17 protein-coding genes and 1 pseudogene are annotated in these 14,937 nt (G+C 64.3%); 9 read left to right on the plus strand and 9 right to left on the minus strand.

Features of this window, described 5'->3' with window-relative positions; genetic code table 11:
- From metW to ACZ9C1_RS16910, 5 genes and pseudogenes are all read left to right on the plus strand, one after another.
- Window positions 1–621: a methionine biosynthesis protein MetW gene (metW, locus tag ACZ9C1_RS16890; RefSeq protein WP_110697353.1), complete on the plus strand. Its 621-nt coding sequence runs from the start codon at window positions 1–3 to the stop codon at window positions 619–621.
- Between the two features lie 22 nt (window positions 622–643).
- Window positions 644–1,078, plus strand: coding sequence for a DUF4426 domain-containing protein (locus tag ACZ9C1_RS16895; RefSeq protein ID WP_110697351.1), 435 nt, complete (start codon window positions 644–646; stop codon window positions 1,076–1,078).
- Entirely contained in the window at window positions 1,075–1,671 is a 597-nt protein-coding gene (gene rdgB, locus ACZ9C1_RS16900) for an RdgB/HAM1 family non-canonical purine NTP pyrophosphatase (RefSeq protein WP_367857693.1), read from the plus strand. The genes ACZ9C1_RS16895 and rdgB overlap by 4 nt, the downstream gene beginning before the upstream one ends.
- Window positions 1,668–2,847, plus strand: a pseudogene (gene hemW / locus ACZ9C1_RS16905) (radical SAM family heme chaperone HemW). The gene rdgB and the pseudogene hemW overlap by 4 nt, the downstream one beginning before the upstream one ends.
- A 9-nt stretch (window positions 2,848–2,856) precedes the next feature.
- Window positions 2,857–3,183 carry a DUF3392 family protein gene (locus ACZ9C1_RS16910; protein ID WP_011531731.1) on the plus strand — a complete coding sequence of 109 codons (327 nt, stop codon included), beginning with the start codon at window positions 2,857–2,859 and terminating at the stop codon, window positions 3,181–3,183.
- Between the two features lie 78 nt (window positions 3,184–3,261).
- Here ACZ9C1_RS16910 and ACZ9C1_RS16915 read toward each other — a convergent pair whose 3' ends face one another.
- The 5 genes from ACZ9C1_RS16915 to ACZ9C1_RS16935 all read right to left on the minus strand — a co-directional run bounded on the left by ACZ9C1_RS16915 (window position 3,262) and on the right by ACZ9C1_RS16935 (window position 6,089).
- Window positions 3,262–3,423 (minus strand): hypothetical protein, encoded by a 162-nt coding sequence (locus ACZ9C1_RS16915; RefSeq protein WP_158539545.1) that lies wholly within the window; start codon window positions 3,421–3,423, stop codon window positions 3,262–3,264.
- A gap of 393 nt (window positions 3,424–3,816) precedes the next feature.
- On the minus strand, window positions 3,817–4,539 hold the full coding sequence (gene trmB, locus ACZ9C1_RS16920) for a tRNA (guanosine(46)-N7)-methyltransferase TrmB (RefSeq protein WP_139674188.1): 723 nt from the start codon (window positions 4,537–4,539) through the stop codon (window positions 3,817–3,819).
- Window positions 4,540–4,548: 9 nt separating this feature from the next.
- Window positions 4,549–5,361 (minus strand): thiazole synthase, encoded by an 813-nt coding sequence (locus ACZ9C1_RS16925; protein WP_046853827.1) that lies wholly within the window; start codon window positions 5,359–5,361, stop codon window positions 4,549–4,551.
- A gap of 53 nt (window positions 5,362–5,414) precedes the next feature.
- Window positions 5,415–5,615: a sulfur carrier protein ThiS gene (gene thiS / locus ACZ9C1_RS16930; RefSeq protein WP_038707614.1), complete on the minus strand. Its 201-nt coding sequence runs from the start codon at window positions 5,613–5,615 to the stop codon at window positions 5,415–5,417.
- Between the two features lie 102 nt (window positions 5,616–5,717).
- Window positions 5,718–6,089 carry a DUF423 domain-containing protein gene (locus ACZ9C1_RS16935; RefSeq protein WP_198754712.1) on the minus strand — a complete coding sequence of 124 codons (372 nt, stop codon included), beginning with the start codon at window positions 6,087–6,089 and terminating at the stop codon, window positions 5,718–5,720.
- A gap of 64 nt (window positions 6,090–6,153) precedes the next feature.
- On the opposite strand from ACZ9C1_RS16935, the gene mtgA reads away from it, so the two are divergent.
- Window positions 6,154–6,864 carry a monofunctional biosynthetic peptidoglycan transglycosylase gene (gene mtgA, locus ACZ9C1_RS16940; RefSeq protein ID WP_476254187.1) on the plus strand — a complete coding sequence of 237 codons (711 nt, stop codon included), beginning with the start codon at window positions 6,154–6,156 and terminating at the stop codon, window positions 6,862–6,864.
- Window positions 6,865–6,956: 92 nt separating this feature from the next.
- Here mtgA and rpoH read toward each other — a convergent pair whose 3' ends face one another.
- The 4 genes from rpoH to ftsY all read right to left on the minus strand — a co-directional run bounded on the left by rpoH (window position 6,957) and on the right by ftsY (window position 11,190).
- Complete coding sequence (rpoH, locus tag ACZ9C1_RS16945; RefSeq protein WP_023630664.1) at window positions 6,957–7,811, minus strand: RNA polymerase sigma factor RpoH; 855 nt, start codon at window positions 7,809–7,811, stop codon at window positions 6,957–6,959.
- A gap of 111 nt (window positions 7,812–7,922) precedes the next feature.
- Window positions 7,923–8,951, minus strand: a complete 1,029-nt coding sequence (gene ftsX / locus ACZ9C1_RS16950) for a permease-like cell division protein FtsX (protein WP_476254188.1) — start codon at window positions 8,949–8,951, stop codon at window positions 7,923–7,925.
- A complete protein-coding gene (gene ftsE / locus ACZ9C1_RS16955; protein WP_011531723.1) occupies window positions 8,948–9,619 on the minus strand; it encodes a cell division ATP-binding protein FtsE in 672 nt (223 codons plus the stop codon). The genes ftsX and ftsE overlap by 4 nt, the downstream gene beginning before the upstream one ends.
- Complete coding sequence (gene ftsY / locus ACZ9C1_RS16960) at window positions 9,616–11,190, minus strand: signal recognition particle-docking protein FtsY (protein WP_476254189.1); 1,575 nt, start codon at window positions 11,188–11,190, stop codon at window positions 9,616–9,618. Before ftsY ends, ftsE begins: the two co-directional genes overlap by 4 nt.
- Window positions 11,191–11,424: 234 nt before the next feature.
- On the opposite strand from ftsY, the gene ACZ9C1_RS16965 reads away from it, so the two are divergent.
- The 3 genes from ACZ9C1_RS16965 to rsmD are packed head-to-tail and all read left to right on the plus strand — an operon-like array spanning window position 11,425 to window position 14,880.
- Window positions 11,425–12,780: a M16 family metallopeptidase gene (locus tag ACZ9C1_RS16965; protein WP_102681789.1), complete on the plus strand. Its 1,356-nt coding sequence runs from the start codon at window positions 11,425–11,427 to the stop codon at window positions 12,778–12,780.
- Window positions 12,773–14,266, plus strand: a complete 1,494-nt coding sequence (locus tag ACZ9C1_RS16970; protein ID WP_476254190.1) for a M16 family metallopeptidase — start codon at window positions 12,773–12,775, stop codon at window positions 14,264–14,266. The genes ACZ9C1_RS16965 and ACZ9C1_RS16970 overlap by 8 nt, the downstream gene beginning before the upstream one ends.
- Window positions 14,266–14,880: a 16S rRNA (guanine(966)-N(2))-methyltransferase RsmD gene (rsmD, locus tag ACZ9C1_RS16975; RefSeq protein ID WP_476254191.1), complete on the plus strand. Its 615-nt coding sequence runs from the start codon at window positions 14,266–14,268 to the stop codon at window positions 14,878–14,880. The genes ACZ9C1_RS16970 and rsmD overlap by 1 nt, the downstream gene beginning before the upstream one ends.
- Window positions 14,881–14,937: the final 57 nt, after the last annotated feature.

A 14,937-nucleotide genomic window follows, 5' to 3' on the forward strand; every position in this document is an offset into this window, starting at 1 on the left:
ATGAGAGCCGACCTGGAAATCATCCAAGACTGGATCCCCGCCGGCAGCCGGGTACTCGACCTGGGCTGCGGCAACGGCGAACTCCTGGCCTCGCTGCGTGAACGCAAGAACGTCACCGGCTACGGCCTGGAGATCGACGCCGACAACATCGCCGCCTGCGTGGCCAAGGGCGTCAATGTCATCGAACAGGACCTGGACAAGGGCCTGGGCAACTTCGCCAGCAACAGCTTCGACGTGGTGGTCATGACCCAGGCCCTGCAGGCCGTGGAGTACCCCGACCGGATCCTCGACGAAATGCTGCGGGTGGGCCGCCAGTGCATCATCACCTTCCCCAACTTTGGTCACTGGCGCTGCCGCTGGTACCTGGCGACCAAGGGTCGCATGCCAGTCTCGGACTTCATGCCGTATACCTGGTACAACACGCCGAACATCCACTTCTGCACCTTCGAGGACTTCGAGAACCTGTGCCACGAGCGCAAGGCCAAGGTCCTCGACCGCCTTGCCGTCGACCACCTGCACCGTAACGGGTTGGGCGGCCGGCTTTGGCCTAATCTTCTAGGTGAGATCGGTATCTATCGGGTCAGCAGCCCGGGCCTGCAGGAGCATCAGCTCGCGGTCTGACCCTCAACGGAGGAATGGCATCATGCGTCGACTAGCACTGTTTCTGATCAGCCTGTGCCTGGCCTTGCCGGTACTGGCTGCCGATGCCGCCAGGCCCGAGCGCAAGGAAGTGTTCGGTGATGTGACGGTCCACTACAGCGCCTTCACCTCAAGCATGCTGCAACCCGACATCGCTGCCGCCACGGGCCTGACCCGCAGCAAGAACCAGGGCGTGCTCAACATCGCCGTGCTCAAGGCCGGCAAACCCGCGATGGCGGTAGTCAGCGGCACAGTGAAAGATCTCACCGGGCGCAGCAGTCCGTTGTCGTTCAAGCAGATTACCGATCAGGGTGCGGTGTACTACATCGCACAGTTCAAGATCGACCAGGCCGAGACCGTCACCTTCGACCTCAACGTCGAGAGCGGCGGCGTCAGCAATAAACTCAGCTTCAACCAGGAAGTGTTCCCAGGCGAATGATGAATTTCCAGCAACTCGTATTGGCCAGCCATAACGCCGGCAAACTCAAGGAACTGCAGGCCATGCTCGGCGAGTCCGTGAACCTGCGCTCGATTGGTGAATTCAGCCAGGTTGAGCCGGAGGAGACTGGCCTGTCGTTCGTCGAGAACGCCATCCTCAAGGCGCGCAACGCCGCGCGCATTTCCGGCCTGCCGGCCCTGGCCGACGACTCGGGCCTGGCGGTGGACTTCCTCGGCGGCGCGCCGGGTATCTACTCGGCACGCTATGCCGACGGCAAGGGCGACGCGGCGAACAACGCCAAGCTGCTCGATGCGCTCAAGGATGTGCCTGAAGACCAGCGCGGCGCTCAATTCGTCTGCGTTCTGGCCCTGGTGCGGCACGCCGACGACCCGCTGCCGATCCTCTGCGAAGGCCTGTGGCACGGCAGCATCCTGTTCGAAGCCAGCGGCGAACATGGCTTCGGCTACGACCCGCTGTTCTGGGTGCCGGAACGCAAATGCTCCAGCGCCGACCTGGCCCCTGTCGACAAGAACCAACTCAGCCACCGCGCCCGCGCCATGGCCTTGCTGCGTCAGCGTCTGGGCCTGGCATGAGCGAAAAGCTGTTGGTACAACCGGCGGGCCTGATCCTTCCCGAACTCCCGCCGCTGTCGCTCTATATCCATATTCCCTGGTGCGTGCGCAAATGCCCGTACTGCGACTTCAACTCGCACCAGGCCGGCCCGACCCTGCCGGAAGCTGAGTACATCGACGCCCTGCTCGCCGACCTCGACCAGGAAATGCATGCCGTGCAGGGCCGTCCGATCAGCACGATCTTCTTCGGCGGCGGCACCCCGAGCCTGTTCAGCGCCGACGCGCTTGGGCGCCTGCTGCGCGGTATCGAGCAACGCATCCCGTTCGCCCCGGACATCGAGATCACCCTCGAGGCCAACCCGGGTACCTTCGAGCAGGAGAAGTTCAAGGCCTACCGCCAGACCGGCATCAATCGGCTGTCCATCGGCGTGCAGAGTTTCCAGCCCGCCAAGCTCGAACGACTCGGGCGCATCCACAATGGCGCCGAAGCGGTGCGAGCCGCCGATATGGCCCGCGCCGCGGGCTTCGACAACTTCAACATGGACCTGATGCACGGCTTGCCAGACCAGTCGCTCGACGACGCCTTGGGCGACCTGCGCCAGGCCATCGAGCTGGCGCCGACGCACCTGTCCTGGTACCAGCTGACGGTGGAACCCAACACGGTGTTCTGGAACCAGCCGCCTGAGCTGCCCGAGGACGACATCCTCTGGGATATCCAGGAAGCCGGCCAGGCGCTGATGGCGGACCACGGTTACCGCCAGTATGAAGTCTCGCGCCTACGCCCAAGCCGGTAGTGCTGCGCGGCACAACCTGAACTACTGGCGCTTCGGCGACTTCATCGGCATCGGTGCCGGCGCCCACGGCAAGCTGTCGTTCCCGGACGGGCGCATCCTACGCACCTGGAAGACCCGCCTGCCCAAGGACTACCTGAACCCGTCCAAGCCGTTCAAGGCCGGCGAGAAGCTGTTGCCGGCCGATGAGCTACCCTTCGAGTTCCTGATGAACGCGCTGCGCCTCACCGACGGAGTTGAGGCCGAGCTGTTCAACCTGCGTACCGGCCTGCCTCTTGCACAACTGGCCGAAGCCCGCCGTGAAGCCGAACAAAAAGGCCTTTTGCGGGTCGAACCGGATCGTCTGGCCGCCACGCCGCGTGGCCAACTGTTCCTCAACGACCTGCTGCAGTACTTCTTGAATTAAGGATGACCCATGGACCTGGTACTTGACCTGCTCTCGACCGTTTCCCGCTGGAGCCGCAGCAACCTCTCAGAGATTTCGCTGGCCCTGGTGGGCTGCCTGCTGGTGCTGTTCGGCACCGATATCAAAGGCTGGGTCGAGGGGCGCCTGGGCGGCCTGGCCGGCGCCCTGCGCGTGCCATTCATGGCACTGCTGGTGATGATCGGCAGCGGTGCCGCGCTGATCTATGCGACGCCGTGGATCGTCAAGGGGCTGGGTCAGTTCAACAACTATGCGCTGGCGCCGGTGCTACTGGTGGTACTGGTTTTGATCGGCGTGGTCGCTGATCGGCGGGGGTGAGCGTCCGCTAAAAGCCGCCCTGGCAGGCCAGGGCGGCTTCTCACCCGACCAACCCCTTAACGGGCATCGTCGAAGTGATCACGCAGGAAGTCCCTGACGGTCCTGAAAATGATCAGGATCCGAATGAGCTTCCAGACGCGGCTCAGCGTATTCAGCAAACGCTTCATATGCCTTGGCCTCCGTGCTGGCTGGGCCAATCTTCCAGCGTCTGACCGGCACTTCGACGCCTTCAGTGATCATGTGGGTTATCGCCAGTGAAGTGGCCAGGTGGATGGCCCTTCGAAAATCACACCGGCGCGGTTCGTAGGCCGCGTCGAAGGGGCCGAGACAGCAAAGTCATTGGTTTCCCGGCCCGCCACTGGATATCCTCACATGAGAGCGCAGCGATCTTACGACAATCGAAAGTTCAAGACTGTTACCAGCTCAGTCACAGATAATGCCGAATATTTCCATGATTGACGCTGTTTTGAGGCTGCCCTAATATTTCACCCGTGGGTTGTCTCCAGTGAAACCAAAGTACGCAGGCCAAGGATTCGTAACCCAAAGCCCGCATAAAAAAACCGCCCTTGCCAAGGCGGTTTTTTTGTACCTGCAATTTCGCAGGTTTGAAGGGCAGCACCGAACGAACCCGGCTCAGCTCACCTTTTCGAACTTCAGATCCCACACCCCATGCCCAAGGCGCTCACCGCGACGCTCGAACTTGGTGATCGGCCGCTCTTCCGGACGCGGCACGTAGGCGCCATCAGCCGCCTGGTTGCGATAGCCTGGCGCCACTTTCATTACTTCAAGCATGTGCTCGGCATAGGGCTCCCAGTCGGTGGCCATATGGAACACACCGCCGACTTTCAGCTTGCTGCGCACCAGCTCGGCGAACTCCGGCTGAACGATCCGGCGCTTGTGGTGACGCGCCTTGTGCCAAGGATCGGGGAAGAACAGCATCAGACGGTCAAGGCTGTTGTCCGCCACGCAGCGGTTGAGCACTTCGATGGCATCGCAGTCGTACACCCGCAGGTTCTTCAGCCCCTGTGTCAGCACGCCATTGAGCAGCGCGCCGACACCCGGGCGGTGCACTTCGACACCAATGAAGTCCAGCTCGGGCGAAGCGGCGGCCATTTCCAGCAGCGAGTGACCCATGCCGAAGCCGATCTCCAGGGTGCGCGGCGCCGAACGGCCGAACACCTGGTCATAGTCCACCGGGCTGTCGGCCAGCGGCAGGATGAACTGCGGGCCGCCCTGGTCAAGGCCGCGCTGCTGGCCTTCGGTCATGCGCCCAGCGCGCATCACGAAGCTCTTGATACGGCGGTGCGGGCGGGTTTCGCCGTCTTCGGAGATCGGCGTTTCTTGCGATTCAGTCATCAGGAGCTCTTACTTGATCAGACCATCCAGCGGCGAAGAGGCGCTGGCATAGAGTTTTTTCGGCATGCGACCGGCCAGATAGGCCATGCGACCGGCAACGATGGCGTGTTTCATGGCTTCGGCCATCAGTACCGGCTGCTGGGCATGGGCGATGGCCGAGTTCATCAGCACCGCTTCGCAACCCATTTCCATGGCGATGGTGGCGTCGGAGGCTGTACCCACGCCGGCATCGACCAGCACCGGTACCTTGGATTCTTCCAGGATGATCTGCAGGTTGTACGGGTTGCAGATGCCAAGGCCGGTGCCGATCAGGCCGGCCAGCGGCATGACGGCGATACAGCCGGCTTCGGCCAGCTGACGGGCGATGATCGGGTCATCGCTGGTGTAGACCATCACGTCGAAACCTTCCTTGACCAGCACTTCGGCGGCCTTGAGGGTTTCGATCACATTGGGGAACAGGGTTTTCTGGTCGGCCAGCACTTCCAGCTTCACCAGCGTCCTGGACTCATGGGACTTGCGGCCATCGAGCAGTTCACGGGCCAGGCGGCAGGTGCGCACCGCTTCCGTCGCATCGAAGCAACCGGCGGTATTCGGCAGGATGGTGTACTTGTCTGGCGACAGCACGTCGAGCAGGTTCGGCTCACCCGCGTTCTGGCCCAGGTTGGTACGGCGCACGGCGACGGTGACGATCTCGGCACCCGAGGCCTCGGTGGCCAGGCGGGTTTCTTCCATGTCCCGGTACTTGCCGGTGCCGACCAGCAGGCGCGACTGGAAAGTGCGCCCGGCCAGGATGAAGGGCTTGTCGCTGCGAACGTTGCTCATCGTTGTTCCTCAGGAAAGATTGCGGGACTTTGCTGGCGAGGTTTCAGGGGCGGTTAGCCGCCACCGATGGCGTGGACCACCTCGACCTGGTCGCCGTCCTTGAGCTGCGTGCTCTCATGCTGGCTACGCGGCACGATGTCCAGGTTCAGTTCCACCGCCACCCGGCGGCCGGCCAGCTCCAGCCGGCCCAGCAGCGCCGCGACGCTCTCGCCCGCGGGCAGTTCGTAAGGTTCACCGTTCAATTGAATGCGCATGCGCACGGCCACCATTGTTCTTTGGGGCCCGCATTCTAGCCCCGATCCGCCCTGCAACCCAAGGGCGACACACGCCATTAGTCGCGATTGTGGACCGACCGGTCAGCCCAGCCGCCAGGCGGCCAGCCCCAGGCATAACCAGCCAGCAAGGAAGCACAGGCCGCCCACCGGGGTGATCATGCCGAGCTTGCCCAGGCCGCTGAGCGTGAGGGCGTAGAGGCTACCGGAGAACAGCAGGATACCCACGGCGAACAAGCCACCTGCCCAGCCAACCAGGCGCCCGGGCAAGTGCGCCGACAGCACCGCCACGCCCAGGATCGCCAGGGCATGCACCAGCTGATAGGTGACACCGGTATGGAAGATCGCCAGGTAGTCGGTGCTGAGGCGGCTTTTCAAGCCATGGGCGGCGAAGGCGCCGAGGGCAACGCCGGTAAAGCCGAAGAACGCGGCGAGCATCAGGAAGCTGCGAAGCATGGGACGACTCCTCGGGAGGGGTCTGTATAATGGCCCGTTCCAACGGTCCGGCCAAGCCATCACCATGCTGTCATCCCTTCTTCGCCGCCTTTCCCGCGCCCTGCTCTGGTTCGCAGCTGGCAGCATCGCCGTGGTCCTGGTGTTGCGCTGGGTGCCGCCGCCCGGCACCGCGCTGATGGTCGAGCGCAAGGTGCAGTCATGGGCCAGCGGCGAGCCGATCGACCTGCAACGTGACTGGACACCGTGGGAAGGTATCTCCGACGAGCTCAAGGTGGCGGTCATCGCCGGCGAAGACCAGAAGTTCGCCAGCCACTGGGGCTTCGATATCCCCGCGATCCAGGCGGCGCTGGCTTACAACGAGCGTGGCGGCAAAGTGCGTGGCGCCAGCACGCTGACCCAGCAGGTGGCCAAGAACCTGTTCCTGTGGTCCGGGCGCAGTTGGCTGCGCAAGGGGCTGGAAGCCTGGTTCACCGCCCTTATCGAGTTGTTCTGGTCGAAGGAACGGATACTCGAGGTGTATCTGAACAGTGCCGAATGGGGCAAGGGCGTGTTCGGTGCCCAGGCGGCGGCGCGTTATCACTTCGGCGTGGATGCCAGCCGCCTGACGCGACAACAGGCCGCACAGCTCGCGGCCGTGCTGCCAAGCCCGATCAAGTGGAGTGCCAGCCGCCCCAGCGCCTATGTGGCAAGCCGTGCGGGGTGGATCCGCCGGCAGATGAGCCAGTTGGGCGGGCCGAGCTACCTGATGCAGCTGGATGCTTCGCGCAGGCGTTAAAGCCCGCTCCCACGCCCCAGTCAGCTTCAACACACAAAAAAGCCGCTGCCTCTTCCGAGAGCAGCGGCTTTTCAATCCAGCCAGGGCGCCGATCAGATCGTGATCAATGCCTTGACCTTGTTCATCGCGTTCTTCTCCAGCTGGCGAATACGCTCGGCCGACACGCTGTACTTTTCTGCCAGCTCATGCAGCGTGGCCTTCTCTTCGGCCAGCCAACGCTGGTAGAGGATGTCGCGGCTGCGATCATCCAGGCCCTGCAGCGCTTCATGCAGGTTGCTGGTGGAGTTGTCGCTCCAGTCAGCGTCCTCTAGTTGCACGGCGGGGTTGTAGCGGTGGTCTTCCAGGTAATGCGCAGGCGACTGGAAGGCGCTGTCATCGTCGGCTTCCGCCGCCGGGTCGAAGGCCATGTCCTGGCCGCTCAAACGGCTTTCCATCTCACGCACTTCACGCGGCTCGACACCCAGGCTCTCGGCCACGCGATGGACTTCGTCATTGTTCAACCAGGCCAGGCGTTTCTTCTGGCTGCGCAGGTTGAAGAACAGCTTGCGCTGGGCCTTGGTGGTGGCCACCTTGACGATGCGCCAGTTGCGCAGGATGAACTCGTGGATCTCGGCCTTGATCCAGTGCACGGCGAAGGACACCAGACGCACGCCCATTTCCGGGTTGAAGCGCTTTACCGCCTTCATCAGGCCAACGTTGCCTTCTTGGATCAGGTCGGCCTGGGCCAGCCCGTAGCCCGCATAGCTACGCGCGATGTGTACGACGAAACGCAGGTGGGCCATCACCATTTGCCGAGCGGCCTCGAGATCCTGCTCGTAATAGAGACGCTCGGCCAGTTCACGCTCCTGCTCCGGCGTCAGCAAGGGGATGCTGTTGACCGTGTGCACATAGGCTTCCAGGTTTGCACCGGGAACCAGGGCATAGGCAGGTTGCAACGAATTGGTCATTCAAGTACCTCCGGCTTACAGACTCATGCCTTTTGGGCACTGCCAGCATAGACAAGGAACCGTTGTACAAGTTCCAGAATGAAAAATTTGTCAATACTGGCCATGAAACATTTATCGCGGTGCAAGCTCGTTCAGGTGACGAGCGACTGCGATCCATGCACCGATATACCCCAACAGTACCGCCCCGATCAAGAGTGAAAGTCCATCCGAGGCTGGTACGCCACCCAGGGCGAAATCACTGCCATACAGGCCGGAAAGCCCGACCACCGCGTCGTTCAGCCAGTTCAGGCCGAACGCCAGGATGCCCCAGGCCAGCACGCCCGCACCCAGTCCATACAGGGCACCCATGTACAGGAAAGGGCGCCGTACGTAGCTGTCGGTGCCACCAACGAGTTTGATCACTTCGATCTCGACCCGACGGTTTTCGATATGTAGACGAATTGTGTTACCGATTACTAACAGCAGCGCAGAAATCAGCATCACCGCCAGGCCGAAGACGAACCGGTCACCCAGCTTGAGGATCGCTGCCAAGCGCTCGACCCACACCAGGTCCAGTTGCGCCGCTTCCACGCGAGGTAGCTCGGAGAGGCGCTGACGCAAAGCCTCCAGGGCTGGCTTGTCGACCTCGGTCGGGGTCACCACCACCACGCCGGGCAGTGGGTTGTCCGGCAGTTCACGCAGCGCCTCGCCCAGGCCCGACTGTTGCTGGAACTCTTCCAGCGCCTGCTCGCGGCTGACGTACTGCGCCTCGGCGACGCCGGGCATGCCCTTGATCTCGTCACGCAGGGCCTCGCCATCGCGGCTGCTGGCATCGAGCTTGAGGTACAGCGAGATCTGCGCCGCGCGCTGCCAGGAGCCGCCGAGTTTCTCGACATTCTTGAGCAACAACGACAGGCCCATGGGCATGCTCAGCGCCACGGCCATCACCAGGCAGGTGAAGAAACTGCCGATCGGCTGCTTGCCCAGGCGGCGCAAACTGTCGGCCAGGCTGGCACGGTGGCTTTCCAGCCAGGCGTGCAGGAGGCTGCGCAAATCCGGACCATCGTCATCATGATCGCCACGCTTTTTCTTCGATGGCTGCGGATCAGCGGCTTTCGGCGCGACCCGCTCGGAAACCTTTGGTGTACGTGTGGTGCTCATTGCCCGGCCTCCCCATCGCCGATCAAGCGGCCGCGTTGCAGCGTCAGCATGCGGTGGCGCATGCGCGCGATCAGCGCCAGGTCGTGACTGGCGATCAGTACCGTGGTGCCCAGGCGGTTGATGTCCTCGAACACGCCCATGATCTCGGCGGCCAGGCGCGGGTCGAGGTTACCGGTGGGTTCATCCGCCAGCAGCAGGGCCGGCTGATGCACGATGGCCCGGGCAATGCCGACCCGCTGTTGCTGGCCGGTGGACAGGTCGGCCGGGAACAGTTCGCCCTTGTCGCTCAGCGACACACGCTCCAGCGCCGAGTCGACGCGTTTGGCGATCTCGGCCTTGGACAGCCCGAGAATCTGCAACGGCAGGGCGATGTTGTTGAACACCGTGCGGTCAAACAGCAACTGGTGGTTCTGGAACACCACGCCGATCTGCCGGCGCAGGAACGGGATCTGCGCGTTGCTGATCTGGCCCAGGTCCTGCCCGGCCAGCAGCAGCTTGCCGCTGGTCGGACGCTCCATGGCCAGCAGCAGCCGCAGCAGGGTGCTCTTGCCGGCGCCAGAATGACCGGTGACGAACAGGAACTCGCCACGACGCGCCCGGAAGCTCAGTTCGTGCAGGCCGACATGGCCGTTGGGATAGCGCTTGGCTACCTGTTCGAATCGGATCATGAAGGTTCACGCTCGGCGAACAGCGCCTTGACGAAAGGTTCGGCTTCGAAGGTGCGCAGGTCGTCGATACCCTCGCCCACACCGATGAAGCGGATCGGGATGTTGAACTGCTTGGCCAGGGCGAAGATCACGCCGCCCTTGGCGGTACCATCCAGCTTGGTCAGGGCCAGGCCCGTCAGCTCGACGCTCTGGTTGAAATACTTGGCCTGGCTGATGGCGTTCTGCCCGGTACCGGCATCGAGCACCAGCAGCACCTCGTGCGGCGCCTCGACATCAAGCTTGCCCATGACCCGACGGACCTTCTTCAGCTCTTCCATCAGGTTGTCCTTGGTGTGCAGGCGGCCGGCAGTGTCGGCGATCAGCACATCGACATTACGGGCCTTGGCGGCCTGCACCGCGTCGAAGATCACCGAAGCCGAGTCGGCGCCGGTGTGCTGGGCGATCACCGGGATCTGGTTGCGCTCGCCCCACACCTGCAACTGCTCCACCGCGGCGGCGCGGAAGGTGTCGCCGGCCGCGAGCATGACTTTCTTGCCCTCGAGTTGCAGCTTCTTCGCCAGTTTGCCGATGGTGGTGGTTTTGCCGGCGCCGTTCACACCGACCACCAGGATCACGTAGGGCTTGTTCTGCGCCTCGATCTTCAGCGGCTGCTCGACCGGGCGCAGCAGCGCGGCCAGCTCTTCCTGCAGCGACTTGTACAGCGCGTCGGCGTCGGCCAACTGCTTGCGGGCAACTTTCTGGGTCAGGTTCTGGACGATGGTAGAGGTGGCCTCGACACCGACGTCGGCGGTCAGCAGCCGGGTCTCGATTTCGTCGAGCAGGTCGTCGTCGATGACCTTCTTGCCGAGGAACAGGCTGGCCATGCCCTCGCCGATGCTGGCGCTGGTCTTCGACAGGCCCTGCTTGAGGCGGGCGAAGAAACCAGGTTTGGCCGGCTCGGGGGCCGCCACGACGACAGGCTCAGGGTCGACTGGAGCCGGCACAACGACCGGCGCGGTTTCGACAACCGGTGCTGGAGCGACAATGGCAGCGGCTACCGTTTCGACGGACGGCCGGGCAGGGATGACGGGCGGCGCCTTGGGTTCCAGGTCCTCGACCAATGCCACCGGTTCTTCAGCGACAGGCAAGACCAGGTTGCTGACCGGGGCCGCAGTTACTTCGACCTCGACCGGTTGCAGCGTTGCAACCACCGGCTCTGGAGCGAGCTCCGACTGCGGTGCAGCAACCACCGGCTCTGGCACGGGCTCCGGCTGCGGCGCTACAACCACCGGCTCTGGCACGGGCTCCGGCTGCGGCGCTACAACCACCGGCTCTGGCACAGGCTCCGGCTGCGGCGCTACAACCACCGGCTCTGGCACGGGCTCCAGCTGCGGGGTGGCAACCACCGGTTCAGGAACAGGTGCCTGCGACGGCTCGGCAACCGGTGCGGTCTGCTCGACGGGAGCTTGCGGTGCAGGGGCTTGCGGCTGTTCGGCGGCAGGTTGTTCCGGCTTCTTGCGGAACCAGCTGAACAGGCCTTTCTTCTCGCCAGCCGCGGCCGGCGCTTTTTTGTCGTCGTTGGAACCAAACATGGAAGACGGCTATCTCAGGGTAGCGATGGGCCAGCAGCGGCGCATCGGGAATTCTTAACTCACGCAGAACAGACTACTGTGAAGCCAGCGGGTTCATGCGCAACGTTTTGTCGTAAGGGCCTGCAGGCCAGAACGGCGACAGGCATGGTCGCCAGGCAACCGGATCAGTATCCTAGCACCTCCTGGCCCGCCGACGCTAAACCCAAGCGGGCCGCCGAACAGGTTGAACACCGTATGAATGCTCTAGCCCGCCGCGCCGCTGGCCTGTTGCTCGGCACGCTGTGCCTGCCGCTGGCGGCTTTCGCCGCCGATGTGCAACCCACCCACGAATTCATCCTCGACAACGGCCTGAAAGTGGTCGTGCGCGAGGACCACCGGGCGCCGGTGGTGGTTTCGCAGATCTGGTACAAGGTCGGTTCCAGCTACGAGACGCCGGGCCAGACCGGCCTGTCCCATGCCCTGGAACACATGATGTTCAAGGGCAGCGCCAAGATCGGCCCCGGCGAGGCCTCGCGCATCCTGCGCGATCTCGGCGCCGAGGAAAACGCCTTCACCAGCGACGACTACACCGCCTACTACCAGGTGCTGGCCCGCGATCGCCTGCCGGTGGCCCTGGAGCTCGAAGCCGACCGCTTGGCCAGCCTGCGCCTGCCAGCCGACGAATTCAGCCGCGAGATCGAGGTGATCAAGGAAGAGCGCCGCCTGCGCACCGACGACCAGCCCAATGCCAAGGCCTTCGAGCTGTTCCGCGCCATGGCCTACCCGGCCAGCGGCTACCACACGCCGACCATCGGCTGGATGGCCGACCTCGAGCGCATGAAGGTCGAGGAACTGCGTCACTGGTACGAGTCCTGGTACGCCCCGAACAACGCCACCCTGGTGGTGGTCGGCGACGTCAAGCCGGACGAGGTCAGGGCCTTGGCGCAGAAGTACTTCGGCCCCATCCCCAAACGCGCCGTGCCGCCGAGCAAACTGCCGCTGGAACTGGCCGAGCCGGGCCAGCGCCTGCTCACCCTGCACCTGCGCACGCAATTGCCCAGCCTGATCTACGGCTTCAATGTCCCGGCCCTGGCCACCGCCAAGGACCCGCGCAGCGTCAACGCCCTGCGGCTGATCTCGGCCCTGCTCGACGGCGGCTATAGCGCCCGCATGCCGGCACGCCTGGAGCGCGGCCAGGAATTGGTGGCCGGTGCCTCCTCCAGCTACAACGCCTTCACCCGCGGCGACAGCCTGTTCATGATCTCGGCCACGCCCAACGTGCAGAAACACAAGACCCTGGCCGAAGTAGAGAAAGGCATCTGGCAGTTGCTCGACGAGCTCAAGACCACGCCACCGACCGCCGAAGAGCTCGAGCGCGTACGCGCCCAGGTGATCGCCGGCCTGGTCTACGACCGCGACTCGATCAGCAGCCAGGCCACCACCATCGGGCAACTGGAAACGGTCGGCCTGTCCTGGAAGCTGATCGACAGCGAACTCGACGACCTCAAGCGCGTGACCCCGGAGGACATCCAGGCCGCCGCCCGCACCTATTTCACCCGCGAACGCCTGAGCGTTGCCCATGTACTGCCCGAGGAGTCCGCTCATGAGTGATCGCAGCGCACCCCGTTACACCCTGTTCGGCCTGGCGATCATCGTGCTGGTGGTGGCCATCGCCGCGCTGCTGGCGCGCCCTGCCCAGTCCGACAGCCAAAGCCAGGCCGACGCCGCGGCCCGCCCGGCCAACACCCTGCAATCGCTGGCCGAACTGGACGGCAAGGCCCCCAGCCGACGCCAGTTGAACATCCAGCACTGGACCACTGCCGAAGGCGCCCGGGTGCTGTTCGTCGAGGCCCGCGAGTTGCCGATGTTCGACCTGCGCGTGACCTTCGCCGCCGGCAGCAGCCAGGACGGCGGCACCCCAGGCCTGGCCACTCTGACCAACGCCATGCTCAACGAGGGCGTGGCCGGCAAGGACGTCACCGCCATTGCCGAAGGCTTCGAAGGCCTGGGCGCCGACTTCGGCAACGGTTCCTACCGCGACATGGCCGTGGCCTCGCTGCGCAGCCTCAGCGCCACGGAAAAACGCGAGCAGGCGTTGAAACTGTTCACCGAGGTGGTGGGCCAGCCGACCTTCCCCGAGGACGCCCTCAAGCGCATCAAGAACCAGTTGCTGGCGGGCTTCGAGTACGAGAAGCAGAACCCGGGCAAGATTGCCGGTAAGACGCTGTTCGCCAATCTCTATGGCCAGCACCCCTATGCCAGCCCCAGCGACGGTACCGCCGAGTCCATTCCAGGCATCACCCTGGCCCAGCTGCGCACTTTCCACGGCAAGGCTTACGCCGCCGGCAACGCGGTGATCGCCCTGGTCGGCGACCTCAGCCGCGGCGAAGCCGAGGCCATCGCCGCGCAGGTCTCCGCCGGCCTGCCCAAGGGCGCTGCACTGGCCAAGCCGGAGCAACCGGTCGAGCCCAAGCCGGGGATTACGCATATCGACTTCCCGTCCAAGCAGACTCACCTGATGCTGGCCGAGCTGGGCATCGACCGCAACGACCCGGACTGGCCGGCCCTGTCGCTGGGCAACCAGATCCTCGGCGGTGGCGCCTTCGGCACCCGCCTGATGAGCGAGGTTCGCGAGAAACGCGGCCTGACATACGGCGTGTACTCGGTCTTCAGCCCGATGCAGGTGCGCGGCCCGTTCATGATCAACCTGCAGACCCGCGCCGAACTCAGCGAGGGCACGCTCAAGCTGGTCCAGGATATCCTGGCCGACTACCTGAAGAGCGGCCCGACCCAGCAGGAACTGGACGATGCCAAGCGCGAGCTGGCCGGCAGCTTCCCGCTGTCCAATGCCAGCAACGCCAGCATTGTCGGCCAGCTGGGCGCGATCGGCTTCTACAACCTGCCGCTGAGCTGGCTGGAGGACTTCATGCAGCAGTCCCAGGCACTGAGCGTCGAGCAGGTCAAGGCCGCCATGAACAAGCATCTCGCGGCGGACAAGCTGGTGATCGTCACCGTCGGCCCGAAGGTGGCGCAGCAACCGCTGCCGGCCCCCACTGACAAACCCGCCGAGCAGCCGCTCGGCGTACCGGAGCACTAATGGCAAGACCCAACACTCCCGCGCGCCCGGCCCCGGGCGCCAGCAAGGGCCCCGGCCAGTTGCGCATCATCGCCGGCGAATGGCGCAGCCGTCGCCTGGCCGTGCCGGAAGGCGAAGGCCTGCGCCCGACCCCAGACCGCGTGCGCGAAACCCTGTTCAACTGGCTGGCGCCCTACATCGAGGGCGCCCTGGTGCTCGATGCCTTCACCGGCAGCGGCGCCCTGGTGCTCGAAGCGCTGTCCCGTGGCGCGAAGGATGCCGTGGCGCTGGACAGCAACCCTGCGGCCACCACCAACCTCAAGGACAACCTCGAAGTGTTGCGCTGCCCACGCGGGCAGATCCTGCAGACCGACGCCCTGCGCTACCTGCAAGGCCCGGCCAAGCAGCAATTCGATGTGGTGTTCCTCGACCCGCCGTTCCACCAGGACTTGCTGGCCAATACCTGCAACCTGCTGGAGCAGGGCCAGTGGCTGCGCGAGCAGGCGTGGATCTACACCGAAAGCGAAGCCGTGCCCTCTTCGCTGCCGATGCCGGGCAACTGGCGCCTGCACCGCGAGAAGAAGACCGGCCAGGTGCATTACGCCCTGTGGCGGCGCGCGGCTGGCGACCAATAGCACAGGCGCGAGGGCGGTGTTTCATGGCACTCTAGGCAGGCACATCACGAGCCGCTC

The sequence above is a fragment of the Pseudomonas sp. TE21435 genome, from assembly GCF_056279265.1.